A 26,555-nucleotide genomic window follows, 5' to 3' on the forward strand; every position below is an offset into this window, starting at 1 on the left:
GCAAGCAAAAAACGCCACGAGTCGTGGCGTTTTTTGTGGGGCGGAGCCGGGATCAGGCGCCGAAATTCTTGGCGGCGAAGTCCCAGTTCACCAACTTCCAGAACGCGTCCAGGTAGTTCGGGCGGCTGTTGCGGTAGTCGATGTAGTAAGCATGCTCCCAGACGTCACAGGTCAGCACCGGCTTCTTGTCGGTGGTCAGCGGCGTGGCGGCGTTGCTGGTGGAAACCAGATCGAGCGAACCGTCCGGATTCTTGACGAGCCAGGCCCAGCCGGAACCGAAGGTGCCGATGGCGGTTTGGGTGAAAGCCTTCTTGAACTCTTCGAACGAGCCCCACTTGGCCTTGATGGCATCGGCCAGTGCGCCGCTCGGCTCGCCGCCGCCATTGGGCGACAGGCCGAACCAGTAGAAGGTGTGGTTCCAAACTTGGGCCGCGTTGTTGAAGATGCCGCCGGACGACTTCTTGACGATTTCTTCCAGCGAGGCCTGCTCGAATTCGGTGCCCTTGACGAGATTGTTCAAATTGGTGATGTAGGTCTGATGATGCTTGCCATAATGAAACTCGAGGGTTTCTTTGGAAATGGCGGGAGCCAGGGCGTCCAGTGCATACGGCAGATCCGGCAATTTGTGTTCCATCGTGTTCTCCTATTTGTTGCAATTAGCCAACCTTTTACTTGTGCCACAAGTTTACTGTAAGCGGCGATGACATGCCAATAGTTGACTAATATCGTTGGGATTTGTTTCTGCTATCGAAAGATCTGTCGATCATGAGCGGCATCTGCGGTGGCAGGTCATAAAGCTGATAGAATTGGCGTTTAGTCCGAAAATGCATCAAGCACAGATGAGCGAGCAGAACGAATCGTATGAAGAGGCGGCGCTAAGCATTCGCACGCCGCCGCATTCCATGGAAGCCGAGCAGTCGGTGCTGGGCGGCCTGTTGTTGGACAATTCGGCCTGGGACAAGATCGCCGACATTGTCTCGGATGCCGACTTCTACCGACACAATCATCGCCTGATCTACCAGCACGTCGCGCGGCTGGTCGAACAGTCGCGCCCGGCCGACGTGGTGACCGTGGCCGAGAGCTTGGACAAGAGTGCCGAGCTGGGCGACGTGGGCGGACTGGCCTATATCGCCTCGCTGGCACAGAACACGCCGTCGGCCGCCAACATTCGTCGCTATGCCGAGATCGTGCGCGAACGCTCGGTCATGCGCCAACTGGCGGCTGTCGGCGCCGAGATCGCCGAGTCGGCCTATAACCCGCAGGGCCGCGACGTGGCGCAGCTGCTCGACGAGGCCGAGGGCAAGGTATTCAAAATCGCCGAGAGTACGGCCAAGTCCAAGCAGGGCTTCCTGGAGATGCCGGGGCTTCTGAAGGAAGTGGTCGAACGCATCGATATGCTCTATAGCCGGGATAACCCGGATGAAGTCACGGGCGTGCCGACCGGCTTCGTCGACCTGGATGCCCGCACCTCCGGCTTGCAGCCCGGCGACTTGGTGATCGTCGCCGGCCGTCCGTCGATGGGGAAGACCGCGTTCTCGATGAACATCGCCGAGCATGTGGCCGTGGAAGTGCGTAAACCCGTGGCGGTGTTCTCCATGGAAATGGGCGGCACCCAACTGGTGATGCGTATGTTGGGGTCGGTCGGTCGATTGGATCAGCATATCCTGCGAACCGGCCGCCTGGGCGACGAAGACTGGCAGAAACTGACCTTCGCCATCGGCAAGTTGTCCGAGGCGCCGATGTATATCGACGAAACACCGGCGTTGACCGCGCTGGAGGTGCGTGCGCGTGCGCGGCGCCTGGCGCGGCAACATGGCGGCGAGTTGGGCTTGATCGTTATCGACTACCTGCAGTTGATGAGCGGCTCGGGTCGTAACGGCGAAAACCGCGCATCGGAGTTGGGGGAAATCTCGCGCAGCATGAAGGGCCTGGCCAAGGAGCTCAAAGTGCCGCTGATTGCCCTGTCGCAGTTGTCGCGTAGCGTCGAGCAGCGGCCGAACAAGCGGCCAATGATGTCCGACTTGCGCGAATCCGGCGCCATCGAGCAGGATGCCGACATCATTCTCTTTATGTACCGAGACGAGTACTACAATCCGGATTCGCCGGACAAGGGGCTGGCCGAAGCTATCATCGGCAAGCACCGTAACGGCCCGACCGGCACGGTGCGGCTGGCCTTTGTCGGCCAGTACGCGAAATTCGAGAACGCCGCCCTGCATGGCGCTTCCGGCTGGGCGGATAGCGACGGGTAAGCAATCGACATGAGTTACTATCAACAGCACGTATTCATCTGCTGCAACCAGCGCGAAGGCGGCGAGATCTGCTGCAACAGCCATGGCGCAAGCCGGTTGCTCGGCTATATGAAAGACCAAGTGAAGGCGCTCGGTTTATCCGGCGAGGGGCAGGTGCGGGTTAATAAGGCCGGTTGCCTGGGACGCTGCGCTCATGGCCCGGTGATGGTGGTCTACCCGCAAGAAACTTGGTACACCTTTGTTGACGAGCAGGATATCGATGAGATCGTCGAGTCCCACTTGGTGGCCGGAAAGCCGGTGGAAAGGCTGAAAATCTAATGGCTAAGGCGACGCAACCCCTCACGGTGGACGGCCCGGTCGGCGAGCTCGACACTTTGTTTCTTCAGGCCGAGGGCGAATGCCGCGGCGTCGCGGTGATCTGCCACCCCAATCCGTTACAGGGCGGCACGAACACCAATAAAGTGGTACAGACCGCCGCCAAGGCGCTGTCGCAACTGGGCTATGCCTGCTATTGCCCGAATTTGCGCGGCGTGGGTGCCAGCCAAGGCACGCACGATCATGGCGCGGGCGAAGTCGACGATGTTTTGGCGGTGGTGGAGCGGGCGCGTGCCGACCATGGCGACTTGCCGCTGGTGCTGGCGGGTTTCTCGTTCGGCGGCTTCGTCGCCGCCCGGACGCGCCAACGCATCGATGCCGAGAAGCTGCTGCTCATCGGCGTTGCCGTCGGCAAGTACCGGGAGCCGACGCCAGAGGTGCCGGCCGGCACGCTGGTGATCCATGGCGAGCAGGATGAAGTGGTGCCGCTCGCCGATGTACTGGAGTGGGCGCGACCGCAGAATCTGCCGGTGACGGTGTTCCCCGGCGTGGGGCATTTCTTCCACGGGCGGCTGGTCGAATTGGCCAATTTCATCCGGCAGCGGTTCTAAGTACATCGCGGCTTCAGCCGAGAATCCCCGCCATTCCCACAAAAAAACGCCCGGTCGACGCCCGGGCGTTTTTGTTTATCGATAGCGCATCAGCGTAGCAAGGTGAGCGCCGCGCTTTGCGAGACATTGGCTTGCGACAGCGTGGCGATATTGGCGCCGGCCAGAATCTGATTCTGTGCCAGCGCAGCCGTGGCGGCGGCGAAATCGGTGTCGCTGATGCGGCTCCTGGCTTCCTGGGTGTTGAGCGAGGTATTGGCCAGGTTGTTGATCGTGGCGGAAAAACTGTTCTGCGTCGCGCCGACCGTCGCCTGGGTGTTGCTGAGCGTGTTCAGATCCTGCGTCAACTGACTGGTGGCATTGAGGGCGTTGGCCTGAGTGCTGATGTCGATGGTGTGCGTTGCGGCCAGATTGGCGTTATAGCCGTTGAGTCCGCCACTGGCCGGCGCATTGTCCAGTCCGGAGGCGTTGAGGCTGATCTGATTGTTGGCGGTGCCGTTCGGGCCGACCTGGAAGGTCGTGGCATTGTTGCCGGACAGCAACGCGGTACCGTTGAATTGCGTGGTCTGGACGATCTGCGAATTCGCCTGGGTCAACTGATCCACTTGCTGCTGCAGCGCCTGGCGATCCGAATTCGACAGGATGCCGTTGCTGGCCTGGAGGGCCAATTGCTGGATTTGTTGGGTGTTCTGTTGAATTTGGCCCAAGGCGGCGCTGGCGGTTTGTGTCAACGAAATACCGTCGTTGGCATTGGTCAAGGCTTGTTGGTCGCCATTGACTTGCGTGGTGAGCCCCTGGGTAATCGCAAGCCCGGCCGGGTCGTCGGCGGCGCTATTGATGCGGGATCCCGAAGCGAGCTGCGCCAGCACTTGGTTGACCGCTTGCTGGTTGCGGGAATGGGCGCGCTGCGCATCGAGCGAAGCGGTATTGGTGTTGACGGTCAAGGCCATGTTCCAACTCCTGGGCGGTGTAACGGGTGCTGCGGGCTTTAAGTCTAGGGGCCGAGTAGGGTGAAATCAAGCCGGCCTTTTGTTTAAACTCATGAATAAATAGAAAAATTCAGGCGCCGCCCGGGAGGGATAGCTCGATGAGCAAACCGCCGTCGTCGGGTAGTCGCGCAGCGATTTGGCCGCCATGCGATTCGATGGCGCGACGCGCGATCGCCAGTCCGAGCCCGTAACCATCCTCGGTGCGCGCGCTGGTGCGGTAAAACGGTTCGAAAATGGCGGCCAGATCGTCGCGGGTGACGCCTGGGCCGTGGTCGCGTACGCTGACGTGCAATCCGCCATCCGCCCGCCATGCCGAGACCTCGATGGTGGCGCCCGCGGGCGAGAACTTCACTGCGTTGCGAATGACATTCTCGAAACAGCGATACAGCAAGGTCGCTTGGCAGGTCAGCACAAATTCTCCGGGCGCGTCGAGCCGGATGGTGCAGCCGGTTGCCTGTGCTTCGAACTCGGCGTCGTCGACGATCTGCGTCAGTAGTTCGATCAAGTCGACGGTGGTGGCGGGCTGCCGGACTCGTCCCTCCAGGCGCGCCAGCGTCAACACCTCGTCGACCAGCACGTCCAGCCGTTGCGTTTCGCGCTCGATCCGCGCCAGCGTGTCTGTCAGCCGCGCCGGGTTCTGGCGGATCAGACCAATGGCGGCTTGCAGCCTGGCCAGCGGCGAGCGCAGCTCGTGCGATACGTCGTGCAATAGACGTTGCTGTGCCGACATCTGTCTTTCCAATTGCGTGGCCATCGCGTCGAAATCGGCGGCCAAATCGGCCAACTCGTCGCGCCGTCGTCCCATGCGGTCGCCGATGCGCGTATCGAGCTGGCCGCTCGATACCGCGCGCAACGCCTGGCGCAGTACGCGTACCGGGCCGACCATGTACCAAGCCAGGCCCGCGCTAAAGCTCAGGCTGGCGAGCAGTGCGATCACGATCATCAGCCAGGGGGCGGGCGGCGGGCCGGGCGGATGGGGCTCGCCGTTGTCGACGGGGGCGAGCCATTGCAGCCGGTAGCGATGGCCCTGCCGGTCGGTCACGCTTTGCTCGCGTCTCACCGTCCGCTCGCCGCTTGGGCCGGCCAGTAACATGCCGCGTTGGTCGAGCACGCGCCAGTGCGGGCCTCGGTGCGACGACTGCGCGCTCAGCAGAATGCGCACACTGTCTAATTGGCCGGCTTCGATCAATGCGGCGATCGGTTCTCCGATTGGCGGCGGTGGCCGAGAGGCCTCCAACCATTGAGCATGTTCGTGGCGGATGAGCCAGGCGGTGCCGGCCACGGTCAGTGAAATGGCGGCGAAGGCCAGCCAGAAGGCGAGGATGAATTTGCCGAACAGCCGTCGCATCTCAATCCTTGAGTAGCTGGTAGCCCATGCCGCGGATCGTCAGAATCCGCGACTGGCCATCCGCCTGTCTGGGCAGCTTCTGGCGGATGCTGCTGATGTGCACGTCGATGCTGCGGTCGAAGCGTTCCAGATCCCGCCCCAGTGCTTGTTCCGATAGCTGGCGCTTGCTCACCACTCGACCGGCATGGCGCGCCAAAACCTCCAGCAGGTTGTACTCGATGCCGGTCAACGATAGCGGCTGATCCAGCCAGCGCGCCTCGCGTCGCTCCGGCTGTAGCGTGAGCGAGCCGACCACCATGGCAGCGGGCGGCGATCCGACTTGCAACACGGCGGTGCGACGCAGAATGGCCTTGATGCGTGCCGACAATTCGCGCGGCGGGCAGGGTTTGGCCACATAGTCGTCGGCACCGAGCTCCAGGCCTAGAATGCGGTCGACCGCATCGCCGCGCGCACTCAGCATCAGCACCGGTACCGTGCCCTGGGCGCGCAGTTCGCGCAGCACGGCGATGCCGTCCATGCCGGGCATCATGATGTCCAGCACCACAATGTCCACCTGCTGACGTAGCGCCAGTTCGCAACCGCTGGCGCCATCGTGCCGACAGCTCACGCGAAAGCCTTCCTGGCGCAGAAAATCGGCAAATAGGGCTGTCAGCGGCTGGTCGTCGTCAATCAGTAATACGTGGTGCATGGTTTGCGCAGAAGGGGTGGAATGATTGCATTATTCGGTATTTCGTTGTGTTCGTCAGCATGTGTTCCGGCGCATGCGAGCATGCGCCGGGGGGAGGCGAGTCAACTGCTGGTGCCGACCAGGCCGCCGACCGATGGCGGAGTCTGGTTCGCCAGATTGGCTTGCAGGTTTTTCAGGAAATTGACCAGCGTCTGGCTGCTGCTAGCGCTGGTGGAAGTGGTCGAACTACCGCTTTGCGCTTGGATGGCGCTCAGCAGATTGCTGAAGTCGGTGTTCAGTTGCGAATCGGTTCCGCTGCTATCCGAGCCGCTGCCCAATTGATTGATCAGCGACTGCAGACCGTTGGAGAAATCGCTGTAGCGCGAATTGTCGGTGCTGCTACTGCTGCTTGAAGAAGACGACGATTGTTGCTGAATCGCACTGAACAGATCGTGCATCATTTCGCCCATCGCCTGCCGCACGTTGTTGGTATTGCTGGCGGTCGTGCTGCTGCTGTCGCTATTTTGGCTATCGCTGCTTTGGCTGTCGCTGCCGGGTTGCGGCAGGTTGATGCCCATCTGGCTCAGCGCTTGTGCCACGCTTTGCATCAGTCCGCCGCCTTGGCCGCCGTCCGGCGGCGGGCTGCCGCTCGGCTTGCCGCCATGGTGCATATGCCGAGTCTGTGTGGTGCTGGTCGTGCTCTGGGTCGCCAAACTGCTGCTGATACCTGAAATCGTGGTCATGACAAACTCCCATCTCTTGTGAACGATATCTACGCGCCGGTGTTTTCGCTTGTTCGGTCCGGGCGCCCGATCCTGTCAGCAATTTATCGGCCAGGGGCAGGTCAAAATACGTATTGGCGAGGTAAAGAAAAGTAAAGAAGCGGCAAGAACAATGAACTTATTTCGGCTGCCGCCCGTCTGCGCGTGTTTTTTGAAGAGAAATGAGCGCGTTCGCCAGCTGATTACTGCCTGGGCGGCAAGATTTGCCGCTCCGGAAATGAAAAAAGCGGCAATTTGCCGCTTTTGTTGTTGCCGTATGCTCAGAACACCGGCTTGGGCGGTGCGCCGTCGGATAGCGTCAACACTTCGCAGCCGGTTGCCGTGACCAGCACGGTGTGCTCCCACTGCGCCGACAGGCTGCGATCCTTGGTGACCACGGTCCAGCCGTCCGCCAGGACGCGCAGGTGGCGCTTGCCCTGGTTGATCATCGGCTCGATGGTGAAAATCATGCCGGGCGCCAGCAGCAGACCGGTGCCGGGGCGGCCGTAATGCAGAACCTGCGGCTCTTCGTGGAATTGCTTGCCGATGCCGTGGCCGCAGAATTCCTGCACCACGCTATAGCCGCTAGATTCGGCATGGCGTTGGATGACGCTGCCGATATCGCCGAGATGGGCGCCGGGACGAACCTTGTCGATGCCCAGCCACATGCATTCATAGGTGATCTTGGCGAGCCGGCGTGCCTGCGGGCTGACTTCGCCGACGTAGAACATACGGCTGGTATCGCCGTGGTAGCCGTCCTTGATGACCGTGATGTCGATATTCAGCATCTCGCCGTTCTTCAACGGCTTGTCGTTGGGGATGCCGTGGCAGATGACATGGTTGATCGAGGTGCAGATCGACTTGGGGTAGGGCGTCATGCCTTCCGGGGCGTAATGCAGCGGCGCCGGAATGGTGCCCTGGGTGTTGACCATGTAATCGTGGCACAGCCGATCAAGCTCTTCGGTGGTGACACCGGGCTTGACGTAAGGTGCGATGAAGTCGAGCACCTCCGCTGCCAGACGGCAGGCGACGCGCATTTTTTCGATATCTTCGGCGGTCTTGATGGTGACAGGCATGCTGAAATCTTTGTCGGACTAAACCGTTATTCTAGCAAAGTCAAAGAAAAACGGGCATCCCATCGGGATGCCCTGACAAATCTGACTTCGTTGGCGTCGCGTAATCTTAGAACGCGTAGCGGATGCCTGCGCCGATGGCGTGCAGGGTCGAACCGTTCGACAGCTTGGTCGGGGAGGTGGTGCCCGGGACAGCGTACAACGGGTCGTTGCCGAAGTTCACCAACTGACCGGCATTGTTGGTGATGCGCGTTGCATAGGCTGCCAACTGGGTTTGCTTGGACAGGTTGTAAGTGCCGCTCAATACCCACTGCTTGGCGTCGTAGTCGGCCGGGCTGCCGTTGGTGACGTTGTTCAGATCGCCCAGCTTGGAGTAGGACACGCCGATGGTGGCATTGCCGAAGGTTTGGCTGGCGGTGAGGGTCCAACCGTTCTGCGTCAGGTTGGCGTTGCCGGCACCTGCCGAATTGCCGTAGCTGGCGCGTTCGAAGTTGGCGGCGATCATGGTGCCGAAATCGAACTTATAGCTGGCGGCGATACGGGCGAAGTTGGTGTCCACGCCGGTCGTCCCTACAGTACTGCTGTTCCCGCCAACGCCGCCGATGCCGGTTACCGTAAGAGCCGAACTGCCCTGGCGGTCATAAGCCACGGCAGCCTTGAGCGGGCCGTTGGTGTAGTTGGCACCCAAGCTTACGCGGGAGCGGTTGTTGGTGGCCGTGGTGGCTTCGTCAAAGCCGTAGGAGGCGCCGACTTGGAAACCAGCCCATACCGGAGAATCGTAGTGAACCGAGTTTTGCAAGCGGGCTTCGCCGCGGCCGGCAATAGCGCTCGAACCCATGATGGATGCGGTGGCATCGGGCAGGAGATCCGCGCCGACGTTGCTGTAGCGCTTGTAGACGGAGTCGTAGTAGCCCATGCGAACGGTACCGAGCGTCTTGTCGCTCAGGCCGATGAAGGTGTTACGGGTGCCCAGCGTGGCGGTTTCGCCCTTGTCGTTGGTGCCGCCTTGCTCGAAGTTCTTCAGGCTGCTTTCTACTTGCCAGATGGTCGAGGTGCCGTTGCCCAGATCTTCCATGCCCTTGAAACCGATGCGCGAGTTCTGGTCTTCCACGCGAGTTTGGTTGGCGTACAGGTTGACACCCGTGCCGGAACCGGCAGAAGTGCCCACACCCTCAACCGAGGCGCTGATGACGCCGTACAGAGTGACGTCGGCCATAGCCAGCGGGGTGACGAAAGCGCCAGCCAGTGCAACGGCGATGATTTTTTTGTTCATGCAAAGCTCCCGTTAAACTAATAAAAGTCAGGTGGTTGATTGTGGGTACCAGGTCGGCTGCCTGGGTTGGGGCTGATTATTGTTAATGCTTGTTACATAATCATTACAGATACAACAAACGACATAAATGAGACAACTTCCAATGGGACAGGGGGTGAAGGGTGTCGCTATGGCGAGACAGTATGCGCGCAGGGTGTTGCTAAAAAACGGCATTTGATGGTGTTGCGAACAAATGGACGGCAAATTCAATGGTAAATCATTGTCAATGTAACGATATGATTTGTAAGGGGAAATGTCTATTTTGGCGAAGGTGTTTCTTTTTGTTCGAACGTTTAATGCCAAAGTCATTTTGTTTTTAGAGTAGATCCTCAATGGTCATTTAATTTAATGTGACGATATATTATTATTTGTTAAGTTAAAGCAATGACACGCAGTACCCTACCGGCGCCTTTGTTCGCCGGTTTTCTTTTTGGGACGTCGGCCATCGGCCTACGCGCCAACCTCGGCGGCCACCTGACGGCCGAACTCACCCACTTCAACCTCACCCTGCAGTGGTAAGGCGGCATCCCTCATGAACCGACACCTCTATCGCATCGTCTTCAATCGCGTCCGCGGCCAATTGATGGCCGTGGCGGAAACCGTCAACGCCCACGGCAAGGCTGGCGAACGCGGGCCGGGCAGCGCTCCAGCGACCGGGTTCGCCCTGCGGCCGCTGTGCTTCGCCGCCATGCTGGCGCTGGGTAGCGCGGCGCTCGCTGACGGCATCGTTGCCGCGCCGGGTGGTCCGAGCATCGGTCAGGCGGCCAACGGGGTGACGCTGGTGCAGATCGCCGCGCCCAACGGCGCCGGGGTGTCGCACAACCAGTATCAGCAGTTCAACGTCGACCAGCACGGGGCGATCCTCAACAACAGCACCGCCTTCGTTGGCACCAGCACGCAACTGAGCGGTTATATCACCGGCAACACCAATCTGAAGAACGGCAGCGCCCGAGTGATTCTCAACGAGGTGACCCAGGCCAATCCGTCACAATTGAAGGGCTTCGTCGAAGTGGCCGGCCAGCGCGCCGACGTGGTGATCGCCAACCCGTGGGGCATCACTTGCAGCGGCTGCGGTTTCATCAACACCGCGCGCGCCACGCTGACCACCGGCACGCCGCAGTTCAACGCCCAAGGCGGCGTGGCGAGCTATAAGGTCAACGACGGCAGCGTGACGGTCGACAGCCTGAATGCCACTGACGCCGACAGCTTCGCCATCCTGACGCGCGCGCTCAAGCTCAACGGCGACCTGCACGCCAAGGACCTGCAAGTCCGGCTCGGTCGCAATAGCATCGACGCCGACACCCTCACCGTCACACCGCTGACCGACGCCGCGCCCACCCCGGCGCCGGCCTTGGCGCTCGACGTCGCCGCGCTGGGCGGCATGTACGCCAACGCCATCCACCTGATCGGCACCGAGAAGGGGGTGGGGGTGAATAGTGCGGGTACTTGGTCAGCCAGCGCCGGCAATCTGCAATTGACGAGCGCCGGGGATATCGTCATCAGCGGGAAGAAATTCAGCGCCAACGGCATGCTCTCGGTAGATGGCGCAGGCGCGCTGCTCATGCAGAGCAATGCCACTTCGGCCAGTGACCTGACCTTGTCTGCGCCGCGCATCAATAACCAAGGTACTTTACAAGCCGGTGTGGATGACGATGGCAAGCCCACTGCCGGAGGGCGCCTGCAACTGACAGCCAAAGAGAGCTTGACTAGCCATGTCACACTGCGATCGCAAAGCGGCATCAGTGTGAATGGCGGCTCGGTGGATTTGAGCCAGTCGACGATTAGCACGGCAGGTTCGGTGTCTTTGAGTGCCAACGGATTGATCAACACCGCCCACGCAACACTGGATGCAGTTCAAACACTTGATGTTTCCACCTCGGGGCAACTGGCTAACCAGGGGGGTACGCTACGCGCCGGGCAATTGAACTTCGAACAATTGGGTAGCCTGAATAACGATGGCGGTAATATCAGCCAGAGCGGCGCACAGACGGGCAAAATCACTTTGACGGGCGATCTGAGCAATCGTGGCGGCTCGTTGCTTTCAAAGGGCGCGAGTCTGAACGTGCAAGCGGCCACGCTGGATAATGGCCAAAGCGGAACCCTGTCCGGAGATGCGGATCTGACGCTTGACATTGGCCAGATTCACAACCAAAACGGCAAACTGTTGGCTGGTGACAGCGGTCTGCTCAAACTGAAACAAGGGCTGTTGGATCAAGATGCCAACGGCACCATCCAAGCGGGGCACTTTGATTTTTCATTGGTGTCACTCGCCAATAGCGGCACCCTGAAAACGCTTGATAATCAGCAAAGCCAGCTCACTATAGCTGGACAGTTCAACAATCAAGGCTCGGTGGATAGCAGCGGCGCGCTGAAGGTTCAAGCCGCCACGCTCAATAACCAAGGTGGGACGTTGCATGGCGAGACAGGATTGACCTTGAGCCAATTGCAACAACTGACCAATCAAAACGGGCAAATCACTGCCGGCGATTTGTCGGTCCTAACAATCGACAGTGGCACGCTCAGCAACGGCAATGGCCTACTGCAAGGGCAACAGCTAACACTTAGCTCAGATGTTTTAACTAATGCAAAAGGTGGTCGTATCGCCGAAACCGGCACAGGCGGCAAGTTGACGATCCGTAAGCAACTAGTCAACGCCGGTAGCATTAGCTTGCAAAGTGCACAGGCACTGAGCGGCATCGACTTGGATAATCGTGGTGGTACATTTAAAAACACCCAGTCGACGACACTGTCCCATCTGGGGCAACTGCAGAATGATGGTGGCAGCTTACAGGCAACTGGCGATGCCGCACTCTCCATCGATGTGGCGACGTTGACAAACGGCAGTGGCACTTTGCAGGGAAGCAACCTTGCAATTACAGCGTCCACACTGCAAAACAATGGGTTAATTCAAGGTAATACTCTGCGTGTTGGCGCTGGGGCGTTCAGTAACCAAGCGAATGGGCGGTTGATTGAAGCTGAACAAAGCGGCCAGAGCAGCTTTACCGTCAAGACGCAGCTCACCAATGCCGGGACCATTCATTTCAAGCAGGCAATGACCCTGACCGGTATCGACCTAGATAACCGTGGCGGTCATCTGGAAAGTGAACAAGCACTGAGCTTAGGTCAGCTTGGCCGGTTACAAAATGACAGTGGCCACATCCTGGCCGGCATACATGCCGGTTTGAGCATCGACGGTACAACGCTTGAGAATGGCAGTGGAACCTTGCAAGCAGGCCAGTTGACGGTCGCTATGCAGACCTTGAGCAATCAAGGTACGTTTACCGCGCTCGATGGCACCGCAAAGAGCAAAGTTAGCGCAAGCACTTTTGGTAATCACGGCACAATCGGTTCGCAGGGTGATCTGACGCTGAGCGCAGATACGCTAGACAATGCTCAAGGCACAATCAGCAGCCAGAACGACTTAGCCTTGACGTTGCAGCAACAGGCCCAAGGCGGCACAGTCACCGCCGGCCGAGATCTGACACTAACCTTTGCTGGCGCACAAGGCACGCTTGTTAGCGGAACCTATAAAGCCAACCGCGATGTGCAGTTGACCGGGCAAGCTCTAAGCAATGCCGGTAACGTGCAAGCATTACGCAATCTGCAAGTCACCGCAGGCTCCTTGAGCAATAGCGGTAGTTTGGACGCACCAAGCGGTCTGCTGCAAACCACGCTGGGGCAGCAATTAATAAATCAGTCCAGCGGTGGTTTGAGCGGGCAGAGTTTGGTATTGGCGGCTCCCGCCATCACCAACTATGGCTTGGTTACCGGACAACAAGTCCGTTTGAATGGGCAACGGCTCGACAACTTGGGGCAAGGGGCCTGGATCGGTAGCAATAACCTGCTGACCTTGGCGTTGAGCAGCCAACTGGAAAACCAGAATGGGGCCGTTCTGTCTAGCCAGGGTGGCATGGTGATTGGCGATGCCGCCGCACCGATGCAACTGGTGCATAACCAGATGTCGACCATCGCCATGGAGGGCAATGGCGAGATTCACGCACTGCAGATCGTTAACGAGTCGAACCCGGTGGTGGTGACTCATGAAACCACGACGTCAAGCGTGGCAGCGTATATCATTCCGGCGCACGAAGCGGAATCATGTTCAGGGAGTGGTGACGGGCGCAGTTGTGGTATTGTCCAGGTTCCTGCCGGGCAAATTCAAATTGGCGGGACGCCACCGACTTATCGGGTCATGTCGTGTCACAATGATCATGGCGGCGGTCGCTCATGCTCGGGCCCTTGGTGGGCTCAGGCCAGTGTTGCTTACTATATCAATACAAGCACCACAGTGGACAATGCCAGTGGCGCGGCTACGCCGGCATATCTCAGCTCGGGCGGCAATCTGCTATTGGATTCCCCTCTCGTCGTTGATCGCTACAGTAGCATTACCGCCGGCGGAAAACTCACGCCCCTGCCGCATGGCTCGCTGGAACTGGATGGGCAAAAGCTGTATCGCACAACTTTAAGTGTCAATAGCGTCAACGGCAATGTGCTGCAAAATACCCAAGAGCAGATCGGTTCGGTGGATGCCGTCTACCTATCCAACAGCCCGATGTCATTAAATCTCAAGACGATCCAGATCGGGTCGGTCGACCCGACGCAGATCGCTTTGCCTAATGCGGATCCGACGGTGGGGCACGCGGAAGCTCAGTCTGGTAGTGAGGGTGATGGCAAGGCTCAGCCCGGCGCTCGACCTGGTAAGGTCAGCAACCCGGTTAGCCGTACGCTGCCGCCCTTGCCTCCAAGCTATCAAGTGCCGGATGGAGGTTTGTATCATCGCCACGACGAGCCCAGTGCGCGCTATCTGGTGGAGACAGATCCACGCTTCACCCGGTACAGCAATTTCATATCCTCCGACTATCTGCTCTCACAATTGCATTTCGATTCCGCTGCGCTCGAGAAGCGGCTTGGCGATGGTTATTACGAGCAGCAATTGGTTGGACAGGCCATCGCGCGGCAAACTGGCAACCGCTATCTACAAGGCTTCAATGACAGTAATCAGCAATATCGAGCTTTGCTCGACAATGCAGCACAGCAGGCGCAGGCGCTGCAATTGACTCCAGGGGTGGCGCTTTCGGCAGATCAGGCCAAAAAGCTGAGCAAAGATATGGTCTGGCTGGTGAACGAAACTGTCGCTGGGCAACAAGTGCTGGTGCCGCAAGCCTATCTTGCTGCTGGCGACAACAGCAGCGATCGATCGCAAGGTGCTTACTTGGCGGCCCCAAGCGTCACTTTGCTGGCGGATGGTAATCTGATCAGTACCGGCACTATCCATTCGGATGGCGACTTGATTGCTCAAGCCCAGAACGTGGTGATGCAGCGCGGCGCCGTTGACGTTGGTGGCGACACGCAGCTGCAAGCCAGCAAGGATATGCGACTTGATGCCGTCCATATGAGTGCGCAAGGCGATACGGCCTTGACCGCGGGCAACAATCTGTCGATTGCGGGGGTACAGACCCAGATACAGGCAGGCGGTACGGCCGTAGGGGGCGATATCGTTCTCAGTGCTAACGCGTCTGTCGAACGGACGGAGATAAGCAGTCTGAACACTGGTGGGCAGTTAACACTGCTCGCAGGAAATAACCTGAATATGATAGCCGTTCAGGGGAAAGCTGGCGCCGGCATCGACGCAAGCGCGGGCCACGACCTGACGCTTGCATCGACAATCGATCATACGCAAGAAACACATAGTTCTCTTGAGTCTCGGTGGTTTGGTTCCAGCGAGCAACAAAGTAGCGAGACGCTGAGCCAAAGCACTTTGCAAGCCGGAGGAGACATCCAGCTAAGAGCCAGCCACGACATGAATCTCGTTGCGGCTAAAGTAGGCAGTCAGTCGGGCCAGATCGGTGTTCAGGCTGGTAATGATCTGCGGCTCACCAGCCTAGCTACCAACACCCATAGTGAAGTTCATGGCAGCAATGGGTATTGGTTCAGCCCTGGACAAACCCTCTTGGGCGATACCAGTAGCTCGTCCAGCACCGTAACCGGCAGTAGCCTCGATGCCGCCAAAGGCCTGAGCGTTAGCGCCGGCCACGACCTCTCCGGCCAGGCCGCCAGCCTCAATACCACCCAAGGCAATGCCACACTGCTGGCCGGCAACGATCTGAGCCTGAGCGCCGGCATCGATAGCCAGGACTACCTGCACCACTTCGACCCGGGCTCCAAGTCCGAAGGCAACTATTACAACCACCAGCAGCTGAAGCGCAGCAGTGTTAACGCCGGTGGCGACGTGCAGCTACAAGCCGGCCACGATGCGAGCCTGGCGGCTGCGGCACTGCAAGCAGGCAGCGGCCAGGCCACGCTGTTGGCCAGCAATGACGTCAAGTTGAGCGCCGTGGCCACCCGCAACGCCAGCGGCTGGTGGGATATGGGTGGCAGCCGCGGCGACCAGAGCGATGTGACGCAAAACGGGGTGCAGGTCACGAGCGGTACCGGCTTGACCGTCGCGGCCGGCCAGGATCTGGCGGCGCAGGCAGCCGATCTGTCGGCCCAGAAGGGGCTGGCGCAATTGTCCGCCGGACGCGACCTGACGCTAGACACGGCCACCAACGTGCATGACGACTACACCAAAACGGTGACCAGCCATGGCGGCTTCTTCGGTGGCGGTTCCAGCACCGATATCAGCGCGCATCACAATACCGCCCAGGTGGGTAGCACCGTGTCGGCCGACAGTATCTCGCTCCAGAGCGGCCGAGATCTGACTATCCAGGCCGGCCAGGTGGCCGGCACCAACGACGTCGGCCTGCAGGCACTGCGCGACCTAACCATCGCCGCCGGCACCAACACCGGCCAAAGCTACCACTACCACCATGAGGAATCGCACGGCTTCGGCGGCTCGCTTAACCCCGCCAAGATCTACAGCGCATCCGAAAGCACCGACATTCTGCGTAACAGCACTCTGACCCAGAGTGACAACCGCAGCCTGATCGGCAGCCTCACCGGCAACGTCAGCATTCAGGCTGGGCAGAATCTGACACTGCAAGGCAGTGCACTCAACGCCGCCAAGGGCAATCTGCAAGTCGGCGGCCAGAGCGTGGCGGTGTTGCAGGGCGTGGATGTGGCGCAGAGCGATCACTTCCATGAAGAGAAGCAGACCAAGGTCGGCCTGTTCGATACCAACACGCCGAAGCAGTCTTTCGACAACTTCCGAGATGTCCTGCACAACCAGCATGGCTTGGACATGGTGGTGAATTTGGGGGCGGAGGCTGCGGCCTCCGGTGCTTCCGTACAAACGACTGATCTTGAGTTCCGTCAGCACGATCAAGGCAACGTCAGCCACAGCGAAAGCCGCACGGGCGTGGTGAGCGCACTGCAAGCGGGCGGGAATCTCAAAATGGTGGCTAGCGGGGATGCGGCTAAGCCGGGGAGCGGCACGCTGACGGTGCAGGGTGGCCAGATTCTGGCCGGCGGCCAGGCTGATCTGTTCGCCTCGGGCGACCTGAATCTGCAGGCGACCACCAATCAACAGCAAGCCAACAGTCAGTCGTGGGACCACAGCCTGCGCGATACCTCGCACACGCCACTGCCTGGCGATTGGATACGCGCCATGACCGGCAACCCCAATCACGGCGATGGCACGTTGATGCCGTATAACCAGTCACGCAACGAAGGCCAAACGGTCAATAACGACCAGCAGCTGATCGGCACGCAAATCGGCGCCAGCGCGCTCAACGCGGTCAGTCTGCATGGCGACGTCAATCTGCAGGGCGCCAGCGTCAAAACCACGGGCAACATCAATCTGGCCGCCAGCGAAGGGTCGATCCATCTCAGCGATGGCGTGCAATCCTTCCTCAATAGCCAGAACCAGCAGGGCATGGCGATCGGTACGGTGGCGACCGGCAACCAGAGTGCCACCGTCGGCGTGTCGCACCAGAACAGTGCCTCGCTCGACAACGGCAGCATGCAGAATGCCTTGCGCACCCAACTCACCAGCGCGCAAGGCAATATCGATCTCAACGCGGCCAAGGCCGTGACGGTGGCCGGTAGCGACATCCGCGCCGCGCAAGACCTGACCGTCAGCGGGCAAAGCATTGTCATCGCCCCCGGCGAAAACCTGACTCACCACGAAGAAAGCCAGGACAGCCGTGCTGTCGGTGTCACCGCCGAGGCCAGTAGCCCGTTGGCCGATGAAATCAAGGGCGCGGTGCAAGCCGCGGACACCGTCGTGCAATCGGCGAAAACCGCCCAGCATAGCCAAGACGCGCGTACGCGCGCATTGGCCGGCGCTACCGCCGTCCTGGGGGCCTTCAATGCCTATGACCTCTATAGCGGCTACCTGAAGGGTGGCGCCGGCAGTACGGGGGTCACCTATGTGCAAGGCAGCGTCACCTTTGGCGTCGATAGCTCGGATAGCCAGCTGACCGCTAACTCGCGCACTCACGATGGCAGCACGCTGGCCGCCGGCCATGATCTGACATTGAACGCACACGGCGCCGGCGCCGACTCGAACCTGGCCGTTATCGGCAGCGAACTGTCTGCCGGCCACAACGCCACACTCAGCGCGGACAACCGCATCGACCTGTCATCGTCGCAAGACCGTAGCACCCTGGATGCCAACAATAGCAGCAGCGGCTGGGGCCTCGGCGTCGGTGCCTCTTACGGATCGAACGGTTACGCCCTTGGGTTGAAAGTGAAATTTGCTCACGCATCCGGCGCGCAAAATGGCGAGACGGTGACCAACCACGACACGACGGTTAACGCGGGTCAGACGCTGGCGCTGCACGCCGGCGGCGACACTGCGCTCAAGGGGGCGCATGCGCAGGCGCAACAAGTGGTGGCGGACATCGGCGGCAATCTGACGCTGCAAAGTCAACAGGACAGTCATCAGTTCCACAGCAACAGCAGTAGCGCGGGTGTCGATCTGACAATTGGCTTTGGCGTGGCTGGGGGCGATGACGAAAAGTACAGCGCCAGCGCAGCCAATCTCAACAACAACTATCTCAGCGTGCAGAAACAAACCGCGATCGAAGCCGGCGACGGCGGCTTCCAGATCAAGGTGGCGGGCAACACCGATCTGCAAGGCGCCAAGATCGCCAGCTCGCAGGCGGCCATCGACAACGGCCTCAACACGCTGACCACCGGCTCGCTGACGCACAGCGACATTAAAAACCATGCTATCTACAGCGGTAGCAGCATGAGTGTGGGTGGATCAAGTTCGCCCAAGCAAGGTGATCAATCGACGAGTGAGGAGGCTAGTGCAGGTGCAAGCACTGGCGCCGGTGGTGGCGAGAGCACTGGCAGCGGCGATACCGAGAGTACCCCATCCTCCACGCAAGTCGGCGTGAAATTCGGCATGCCGGCCTATGCCAGGGCTTACCACGAGGATGACAGCACCACCAAGGCGATGATTAGCGGCGGACAGATCACCGTCGCCGATCCGGCCAGCCAGCAAGCGGTCGCCAGCCTGGAGCGCAGTGCCATCAGCGGTAAAGACCAAAGCAATGCGCTGCAGGACAAGTTCGACAAGGCGCAAGTGGAAGGTCAGATGCAGGCGATGATGGGGCTGCAGCAACAGGTCGGTACGTTCATGGCGAATCGGGGGCAAGAAGCCGACGAGAAGAAGAAGGCGGCCCAGAGCTACCTGGATCAGCATCCAGGGGCAGACAGCAAAGAACATCCAGATCCTCAGTATGTCGCGCTGCATCAAGCCCAGCTCGATGCCGAAGATTGGGCGCCTGGTGGTAAATACAGTCAAATCGCCACCGCGCTGATGGTGGGCCTGTCCGGCAACGTTGCCGCTGGCAGTAGCGAACTGGCGCGCAACACCGCGACGGCGCTGGCGCAAGCGGGTGCGGCACAGTGGGTGAAAGGCATTGCTGATTCGCTGGAGCGCGATCCAGATACGGGGAAAGTCAAACCTACGGCAACGGGTGAAACCGTACGCGGCGCACTGCATGCCTTGGCGGCCTGCGCCGGCGCCAGTGCCAGTGCCAGTGGACAGAGCTGTGGCGCCGCGGCCGTTGGCATGGCGGCAACCGTGTTGGCCAACAACGTCATCGGTGGCGACCCAGATCACATGACCGCTGAGCAGAAGCAGCAGCACGAGGCGCTGGTAACCTCGCTGATTGCGGGTATCGGCATGTTGGCGGGTGCGGATGGCGGTTCGGTGGTGACGGCGGTGAATGCGGCGCGGACGGAGTTGGAGAATAACGCATTCGACAACTTTGGTGTGCCTGTTCGCGGTGATAAAGCCACTCAAGAAATCGTCAGGAAGGCTGAGCAGGATGCCGGTGGTCATGCATTGATTGGGGCTGCATTCGGGCTCAGTGCGATTGCGGCCCCTGAAGCATTGATCGCGGCTCGAGCATGCATTTCAAATCCAGTTTGTCTCAATGAAGTTGCTATTGCTATTGGTGATCTTGCTGCAGGTGATGCTTTACCCGTCGGTTTGACTGGTGGGGCGGTAGCGAAAAGTGCCGAAGCGTATCTGGCTAGTGTGAAATCTGGGAACTGGAAGGTTGCGCAAGAAGAGCTTGCAAGTCTACAGCAGGCGCTGACATCTTATGTCTCCATTGAGGTCAAGGTGGGGCGAGGCGGGATTAAGGTGCTTCAGGGAGCAACACCTGATGCTAATGAATTGCGAGCGGGGAAGGGGCTTGCTGAACTTGGCTTTCATGTACAACATTTGCCAACAGCTGCTTCACAAGGTGTTAAGGATGTTCGTACGGCAGATACATTTGTGAAAGACCTGGGATATGTTGATGTTTATACACCTCGTCCAGATACCACGCCAAGTAAAATTATTACTGCCATTGAGAAAAAATCTAAACAAGCAGATGGTGTTTTAGTGCAGGCTGACCTTTCTAGTTCTGATATGGTTAGCATTGCCAATAGAATGTGGGGTAAGCCCAATGCTCAAGGTATTAAGGTAATTATATTTCAAGATAGCAATGGCAATATTTCTCAATTTAAAAGACATTAAGGATGATAACGATGCCTAAGTTTTCATGTCGCTGTGGAAATGTAATAAATCTTTCTGAAATGGAATCGATATCTGAATGGGCGTTAGTTCGTGATCGCCAGGTGGGGGCGGTTTGTTCTTTGATAAAATCAGGCCCCGTGGATGACGAAAAATTTTTAGAGACTCTCTACGAGGATGAAATTGATGTTATCTGGTGTGGGGTGTGTGGTCGCCTTCATTTGGATAATGGTGATGGGTCGTACGCAACATATAGAAAGGAGTAAATTAGCAGGGGTCAGGTCTCAATACTGTTTGGTTAACGCTCTCAGCAAGAGTAGGGCGTTTCATCGCAAACTAATCAGCCTTTCGCGAGCTAGCATCCGGAGCGCCCAGCCGGGGAGCTGCGCTCCCCGCCTCCGGCTGAAGGCCTTAGTTGGCCGTTAGAACCAGGCAGCCCGCCACCTCGCGCACGCGCGCGGCCTTGGGCAGATACATCCACGAGGTGCTGCCATCGATCGACTCGAACGCCCACGGCAAGCGGCTATCGACCACCAAACGGCACTCGTCGGAATTTGGACGACTGCCACGCGGCAAGCACAACACGGAAATCAGGGAAAGTAACTGCTGTTGGCGGAAATCCTGGTTTGGAAAAAAGACTTGAGCTGCATTACCATCTTGAGTAGCCATTCTGAACTCCATCGAAGTTTGGTTTGGTCAGCGGGCTCGGTGGTGCGCCAACACCTCGGGCCCGCGCCTCTTTGCGGCAAATGCCGCTCCCGCTACATTAGCCAGCAAGAGGCAAATAGACAACCGAGCGTGGCTGTCAGAAAAGGCTGAAAATTGTGGGTGGGGGTGGAGGAATCGCGGCTGAAGCCGCTCCTACGATTGTCAAGGGAAGGGGGCGTCGAACGCCCCGCGATAGGAAAATCAGTGCCGAAGCTGATCGAGTTCCTGTTCGGTCAAGCCGGTGAGTTGCATGACGGTCTGCGGGGCGATGCCGTTGGCCAACATCTTGTGCGCGACCTGCCGTACCCCCTCGTGGATGCCTTTGGCAATGCCCTTCTCGATGCCTTTCTCAATGCCTTCCTGCCTGCCTTCTTGTCGACCCTCTTGTCGACCTTCCAGCCGACCTTCCTGTCGGCCCTCTTGCCGACCTTCTTGTCGGGCAGCCTCGCGTAGTCTGTCTGCAATGGTCACAACGAGCTCCTTATACTGCGGCGAAATGTGCGCCAATTCATGCAACAAGGCTTTCGGTTCGGCCGTATCGCCGGTCTGCAACATGTAGTTCACCAGTGCCTCAACCTGCGTTTGGCTGCAGGTGCCAAGCTTCAATAGGAGACTTAGCTTGTCGATCAGTTCCATCATATCACGCTGTCGGATGTGTTTTTGCACCAGCTCCAGCAGCGCAACGCGCTTATGTTGCAGGATTTGCTCGTCCGGGATCACGGTGACGTCGACCAGTGGGAAGGGTTGGTTATAGAGTCTGGTCGCCAACTCCGGTTGCACGAACAAATCGAACCAATGAGTACTGTACGGATACGGGCTTTGGCGGCCGTGATAGAACAGCAAGGGGACCACCAGCGGCAGGCCGTCGTGCCCTTTGAGTAAATGGCTTTGCATGGCCGCCAAGCAATAGCGCATCAAGCGAAAGGCCATCAGCTTATCGGGGGTCGACTGGTGCTCGATCAAGCAGTAGACGTAGCCGGGCGCGCCGCGTGTCTCGACCGAATAGAGGATATCCGAGTAGTAGGCGCTGAGATCGGGCTCGATGAAGCCGTTGGGCTCCAGGCGTAGCGTCGATAGGTCGCACACATCGTGCAACGCCGGCGGCAGATGAATATCGAGGAAATCGCGCGCCGTATCCGGGTCGGATAGGAATTGCTTGAACACGGCGTCGTGCGGAGTAGTGGTAGGCATGCGCCGATGATAGCGGCCCGTGATCGGTCGGGCACGTCGGCGCGGTATCGGCGCAGGGTTAGGCCAAAAAGCGATTCGGGTAGATTTCGTCGATCAGCGTGCGGCAGTCGACCACGCGCAGGTCGTTGTCGCGGGCGAAGTCGTTCAGGTACTGGAACACCTGCGGGTGGACTTTTTCCAGCTTTTTGTCCACCGCCACGCAGCGCACGCCTTCGAGTAGCATCGGGCGGACGTAGGCATGGTAGGACAGTTTCTTGTCGCCGAACGATGCCAGCACGCCGCACAGCCGCTCGGCCCAGTCGCTCGGGCGGAAGGTGCGGCCATCGTGGGTCAGGCCCTGGATGACGATTTCGTAGGGGTTGCAGATCATGTTCGCGGATTCGCTTTGCGCAGCCTTGTTATTGATATTGCATGGGCGGTGCGATCCGCCCTAGCTGATTTTAACACAAACTAAATCCGTCTGAAGGGCGGTAATGAAGCCAGCATTTTCTTGCCGTAGCTCTGCCGCACCAGGCGATTGTCCAGGATGGTGACTCGGCCATAGTCGCGTTCGCTGCGGATCAGGCGTCCCACGGCCTGTACCAGCTTGATCGACGCTTCCGGCACGGTGAGTTCGGTGAACGGATTGCCGCCGCGTTTTTCGATCCAGCGCGATAGTGTGCGGCCGACCGGGTCGTCCGGCATGGCGAACGGCAGTTTGGCGATGATGACGTGCACGCAGCGTTCGCCCGGCAAGTCGAGTCCCTCGGAAAACGAATCCAAACCAAAAATCACGCTGGCCTGGCCGCCATCGAGCCGTTGCAGATGCTCGGCCAGCAGCACGCTTTTCGGCCATTCGCCCTGTACCAGCAGGCGGTCTCGTAGTGCGGTGGGTACCAGCGCCGCGACTTCTTGCATCTGTTTGCGCGAGGAGAATAGCACCAGCGAGCCGACCGGCTCTGTGGTGTCGATCAGCTTGGGCAGCCACTCGGCGATTTCCCGGGTGTGTGCGTTGGCGTCTTTGGGGCTGGCGATCATTGGCGGTAGATAGAGCTCGCCTTGCTCGCTGAAATTGAACGGCGAATCCAATGCGATGCAGCTGACTTGCGGCAGCCATTTCAGGCCGGTCTGGGCCAGCAGCAGGTCGAAGGCGCCGAGCGAGCGCAGGGTGGCCGAGGTCAATAGCGCGCCGGCGGCACGGCGCCACAAGGTGCCGGCCAGGCTGGCGGCGGCGCTCACCGGCGAGGCGCAGAACAGGTAGTCGCCCTTGCCCTCGCTCCTGCGAGCCACCCATTTGGCAATCGGCGGCTCGTTCTCGGCCGGCTGTTTTTCGAACAAGTCCCACAATGCCATCAACTGCTCGGAACGCGCGAGCAGGAAGCCCAGGTCGCTGCTGAGCTTGTCGATCGACGCCGCGTCGCTGCCTTTGTCCTTGCGAATGTCGGCCAGCGCATCCGACAACTGCGACAGATGCTTGAACACCATGCGGCCGGACATGGCCATGTTGGCGGCCGGGCCTTGCAGGTGCTCGGGCAGGGCGCCGTCTTCGATCAGCCACACCGGTTCCAGGTTGTCGCTATCGAGCGCCAGCGCTTTTTCGCCTTCCAGTAGCCACAGCCATTCGCTCAGGGTCTCGGTGCAGGCCGCGGCCGCTTCGCCTGCCTGGGCGGCCAGTTCGCCCTTGTTGGTCAGTGCCGCGACGCGCGCGGCGGTGGCGTCCACTTTGTCGAGCCAGGCCAGCGCCACGCCGAGCGAGTGTTCGGCGGCGAACTGGTTGATCGCCTTCTTGGCCAGGTGGTGCGCCTCGTCGATGCAATAGAAGCTTTGTTCCGGTGCCGGCAGGATGACCCCGCCGCCCATGCCGATGTCGGCCAGCATCAGATCGTGGTTGGTGACTACCACGTCGACGTTCTCCAGCGTTTCGCGCGCCAGGAAAAACGGGCATTCGGGCCGGTTGGGGCAGGCCGCTTTCAGGCAGCCGTGGCGGTCGGTGGTGACGCGTGCCCACATCGCATCCTCGATCACCTCCGGCCATTGGTCGCGGTCGCCGTTCCAGCGACGCGCCTCGAAGTCGTCGGCAAGCTGGCGCAATTGGTCCAGTTCGGCCTTTTCGGGCTTGCGATCCCATAAGAAGGAAGGATCGGGCGCCAGCAGTTCCTGTTGGGAAAAGTCGTTGGTGAGCTGGTAGAGGCGGTAAGGGCAGAGGTAGCGGCTACGGCCTTTGGCGATGGCGTAAGTCAGCGGCAGATCGCTATTGGCCACCACGAAGGGCAGGTCGCGATTGATCAGTTGCTCCTGCAACGCCACGGTGGCGCTGGAGATCACCAGCTTTTTATTGCGCGAGCGCGCCATGACGCCGCCGGCGAGCAAGTAGGCCAAGCTCTTGCCGACCCCGGTCGGGCCCTCGATGACGGCAATGCTCTCGCCCTCGCGTTGCGGGTTGTTCTCTCCCTCGACTTCCAGGGCGCGCGAGAAGGCATTGGCGATTTCCGCCAGCATCTGCCGTTGCGCCGGCCGCGGCCGGAAGCCGGGCAGATTCTGGGTCATGGTGCGGTAGTGGTGGCGGATCGCCTCTTTTTCGACATCGGTCAGCATGCGGCGAATTTTACCTGAAGGCGTGACGCCACGCTTGTTTTAGGGGCTGTTTCGTATATTAGCTAATGGTGCTAATGCTGCAGTGCGAAAAAAGTTTGAAGAACATCTTGTCAGACACGGAAATTTCCGATACATATAAAGGCGTGTCGCAAATCTGTACGTTTTTGGCGCGAGTCGGAAGCGTTGCGGCATGAATGACTTGAGACCAGCGTGTACTTGTGAGCCGTTGCGCGTATTACCCGATGCGCGCGATGGCATCTTTTTGGAATGTAGCCATGACGGAAACCATCAAATATCAATCGCCTAGCCGCCCGCCCCATGAAGAGATCCGTGCTCTCTTCGTGCGACGACTGGTGCGCGAGCGACGATACGATCGGCTTCTGTCGCAGGTGGCATTGCTGGGCAAGGTCCTCTCCAACGTCCTCTCCAACGTCCAGTCCAACCTCTCGTCCGGCGCTACTGCCCAGGTTTTGCGACGAAGCCGATAACACAACCCAGCCCTTAGCGCGCCAAGCGGCGCGTCAAACGATGGTTTTAAATCACGGTCTTCCGTGATGGTTGCGTGCGACTTTTTGCAAATGTGGGGAACGAATCATGTCGGAAATCAATAAAGTAGTTTTGGCTTACTCGGGCGGTCTGGACACCTCGGTGATCCTCAAATGGCTGCAGGATAACTATCAATGCGAGGTGGTGACTTTCACCGCCGACATCGGCCAGGGCGAGGAAGTGGAGCCGGCGCGCAAGAAGGCCGTCTCGCTCGGCATCAAGCCGGAAAACATCTATATCGACGACCTGCGCGAAGAGTTCGTGCGCGACTTTGTGTTTCCGATGTTCCGCGCCAATGCCATCTATGAAGGCGAATATCTGCTCGGCACCTCGATCGCCAGGCCGTTGATCGCCAAGCGCCAGATCGAGATCGCCAACCGAGTCGGCGCCGATGCCGTGTCGCACGGCTGCACCGGTAAAGGGAACGATCAGGTGCGTTTCGAGTTGGGCTATTACGCGCTCAAGCCGGACGTCAAGGTCATCGCGCCGTGGCGCGAGTGGGATCTGCTGTCGCGCGAGAAGCTGCTCAACTATGCCGAGGCCAACGGCATCGACATCTCCAATAAGCGCAATGGCGGCAGTCCGTATTCGATGGATGCCAACCTGCTGCACATCTCCTACGAAGGCACCGTACTGGAAGACCCGGCCAGGGAGCCGGAGGAGAGCATGTGGCTGTGGACCACCAGCCCGGAGAATGCACCCAACGAGGCCGAGTACGTCGAACTGGAATACGCCGGTGGCGACATTGTCGCCATCAACGGCCATGCGATGAGTCCGGCGGCGGTGCTGACCGAGCTGAACCGCTTGGGCAATAAGCACGGCATCGGCCGGCTTGACCTGGTGGAAAACCGCTATGTCGGCATGAAGTCGCGCGGCTGTTACGAAACGCCGGGCGGCACCATCATGCTCAAGGCGCACCGGGCCATCGAATCGATTACGCTCGACCGTGAAGTGGCGCACCTCAAGGACGAGCTGATGCCCAAGTACGCCAACCTGATCTATACCGGCTACTGGTGGGCGCCCGAGCGCAAGATGATGCAACAGATGATCGATGCGTCGCAGGCCTCGGTGAATGGTTGGGTGCGGCTGAAGTTGTACAAGGGCGGGGTGTATGTGGTCGGTCGCGATTCGGCCGATTCGCTGTTCGACGCGCGCATCGCCACCTTCGATGAGGACGGTGGTGCCTACAACCACGCCGACGCCGCCGGCTTCATCCGTCTCAATGCACTGCGCATGCGTATTGCCGCGCATCATCGGCAGTTGAAGAAGTAATGCCTGTCCGGCCGCTACAGGGGT

General features: G+C 59.5%; 17 protein-coding genes and 1 pseudogene. 7 read left to right on the top strand and 11 right to left on the bottom strand.

Annotated elements, in window-relative coordinates; all coding sequences use genetic code 11:
• Positions 1-52: 52 nt before the first annotated feature.
• On the bottom strand, positions 53-634 hold the full coding sequence (sodB, locus tag DFP86_RS10180) for a superoxide dismutase [Fe] (protein WP_133680804.1): 582 nt from the start codon (positions 632-634) through the stop codon (positions 53-55).
• 205 nt (positions 635-839) lie between these two features.
• Between sodB and dnaB the strand changes: the two genes are divergently transcribed.
• The 3 genes from dnaB to DFP86_RS10195 are packed head-to-tail and all read left to right on the top strand — an operon-like array spanning position 840 to position 3,175.
• On the top strand, positions 840-2,249 hold the full coding sequence (dnaB, locus tag DFP86_RS10185) for a replicative DNA helicase (RefSeq protein ID WP_133680936.1): 1,410 nt from the start codon (positions 840-842) through the stop codon (positions 2,247-2,249).
• Between the two features lie 9 nt (positions 2,250-2,258).
• Positions 2,259-2,567: a (2Fe-2S) ferredoxin domain-containing protein gene (locus DFP86_RS10190; RefSeq protein WP_133680806.1), complete on the top strand. Its 309-nt coding sequence runs from the start codon at positions 2,259-2,261 to the stop codon at positions 2,565-2,567.
• A complete protein-coding gene (locus DFP86_RS10195; RefSeq protein ID WP_133680807.1) occupies positions 2,567-3,175 on the top strand; it encodes an alpha/beta hydrolase in 609 nt (202 codons plus the stop codon). Before DFP86_RS10190 ends, DFP86_RS10195 begins: the two co-directional genes overlap by 1 nt.
• Before the next feature lie 89 nt (positions 3,176-3,264).
• Here the strand turns inward: DFP86_RS10195 and DFP86_RS10200 are convergent, their stop codons facing one another.
• The 6 genes from DFP86_RS10200 to DFP86_RS10225 all read right to left on the bottom strand — a co-directional run bounded on the left by DFP86_RS10200 (position 3,265) and on the right by DFP86_RS10225 (position 9,283).
• On the bottom strand, positions 3,265-4,122 hold the full coding sequence (locus tag DFP86_RS10200; protein ID WP_133680809.1) for a flagellin N-terminal helical domain-containing protein: 858 nt from the start codon (positions 4,120-4,122) through the stop codon (positions 3,265-3,267).
• A 109-nt stretch (positions 4,123-4,231) separates the two neighbouring features.
• Positions 4,232-5,509 (bottom strand): HAMP domain-containing sensor histidine kinase, encoded by a 1,278-nt coding sequence (locus DFP86_RS10205; RefSeq protein WP_133680811.1) that lies wholly within the window; start codon positions 5,507-5,509, stop codon positions 4,232-4,234.
• Between the two features lies 1 nt (position 5,510).
• Positions 5,511-6,197: a response regulator transcription factor gene (locus tag DFP86_RS10210; RefSeq protein ID WP_133680813.1), complete on the bottom strand. Its 687-nt coding sequence runs from the start codon at positions 6,195-6,197 to the stop codon at positions 5,511-5,513.
• Positions 6,198-6,298: 101 nt separating this feature from the next.
• Positions 6,299-6,919, bottom strand: a complete 621-nt coding sequence (locus tag DFP86_RS19465; protein WP_208108300.1) for a hypothetical protein — start codon at positions 6,917-6,919, stop codon at positions 6,299-6,301.
• A gap of 299 nt (positions 6,920-7,218) precedes the next feature.
• A complete protein-coding gene (map, locus tag DFP86_RS10220) occupies positions 7,219-8,013 on the bottom strand; it encodes a type I methionyl aminopeptidase (protein ID WP_133680815.1) in 795 nt (264 codons plus the stop codon).
• Between the two features lie 106 nt (positions 8,014-8,119).
• On the bottom strand, positions 8,120-9,283 hold the full coding sequence (locus tag DFP86_RS10225) for a porin (RefSeq protein ID WP_133680817.1): 1,164 nt from the start codon (positions 9,281-9,283) through the stop codon (positions 8,120-8,122).
• A gap of 423 nt (positions 9,284-9,706) precedes the next feature.
• On the opposite strand from DFP86_RS10225, the gene DFP86_RS19750 reads away from it, so the two are divergent.
• A complete protein-coding gene (locus DFP86_RS19750; protein WP_279526896.1) occupies positions 9,707-9,841 on the top strand; it encodes a hypothetical protein in 135 nt (44 codons plus the stop codon).
• Between the two features lie 13 nt (positions 9,842-9,854).
• Positions 9,855-20,243, top strand: coding sequence for a hemagglutinin repeat-containing protein (locus tag DFP86_RS10230; protein WP_133680819.1), 10,389 nt, complete (start codon positions 9,855-9,857; stop codon positions 20,241-20,243).
• 408 nt (positions 20,244-20,651) lie between these two features.
• On the opposite strand, the gene DFP86_RS10235 is transcribed toward DFP86_RS10230, so the two are convergent.
• The 4 genes and pseudogenes from DFP86_RS10235 to dinG form a co-directional block, all read right to left on the bottom strand.
• A complete protein-coding gene (locus DFP86_RS10235; RefSeq protein ID WP_133680821.1) occupies positions 20,652-20,909 on the bottom strand; it encodes a hypothetical protein in 258 nt (85 codons plus the stop codon).
• A gap of 240 nt (positions 20,910-21,149) precedes the next feature.
• Positions 21,150-22,139: an Rpn family recombination-promoting nuclease/putative transposase gene (locus DFP86_RS10240; RefSeq protein ID WP_133680823.1), complete on the bottom strand. Its 990-nt coding sequence runs from the start codon at positions 22,137-22,139 to the stop codon at positions 21,150-21,152.
• Positions 22,140-22,224: 85 nt separating this feature from the next.
• Positions 22,225-22,509 (bottom strand): annotated as a pseudogene (locus DFP86_RS10245) (DUF3579 domain-containing protein); the annotation flags it as partial.
• 80 nt (positions 22,510-22,589) lie between these two features.
• On the bottom strand, positions 22,590-24,713 hold the full coding sequence (gene dinG, locus DFP86_RS10250) for an ATP-dependent DNA helicase DinG (RefSeq protein ID WP_133680827.1): 2,124 nt from the start codon (positions 24,711-24,713) through the stop codon (positions 22,590-22,592).
• A 275-nt stretch (positions 24,714-24,988) separates the two neighbouring features.
• On the opposite strand from dinG, the gene DFP86_RS10255 reads away from it, so the two are divergent.
• Both DFP86_RS10255 and DFP86_RS10260 read left to right on the top strand, forming a co-directional pair.
• Positions 24,989-25,201 carry a hypothetical protein gene (locus DFP86_RS10255; protein ID WP_133680829.1) on the top strand — a complete coding sequence of 71 codons (213 nt, stop codon included), beginning with the start codon at positions 24,989-24,991 and terminating at the stop codon, positions 25,199-25,201.
• A gap of 106 nt (positions 25,202-25,307) precedes the next feature.
• Positions 25,308-26,531, top strand: a complete 1,224-nt coding sequence (locus tag DFP86_RS10260; RefSeq protein ID WP_133680831.1) for an argininosuccinate synthase — start codon at positions 25,308-25,310, stop codon at positions 26,529-26,531.
• Positions 26,532-26,555 lie beyond the last annotated feature (24 nt).

This window comes from Paludibacterium purpuratum, assembly GCF_004363805.1.
Classification (GTDB): domain Bacteria; phylum Pseudomonadota; class Gammaproteobacteria; order Burkholderiales; family Chromobacteriaceae; genus Paludibacterium; species Paludibacterium purpuratum.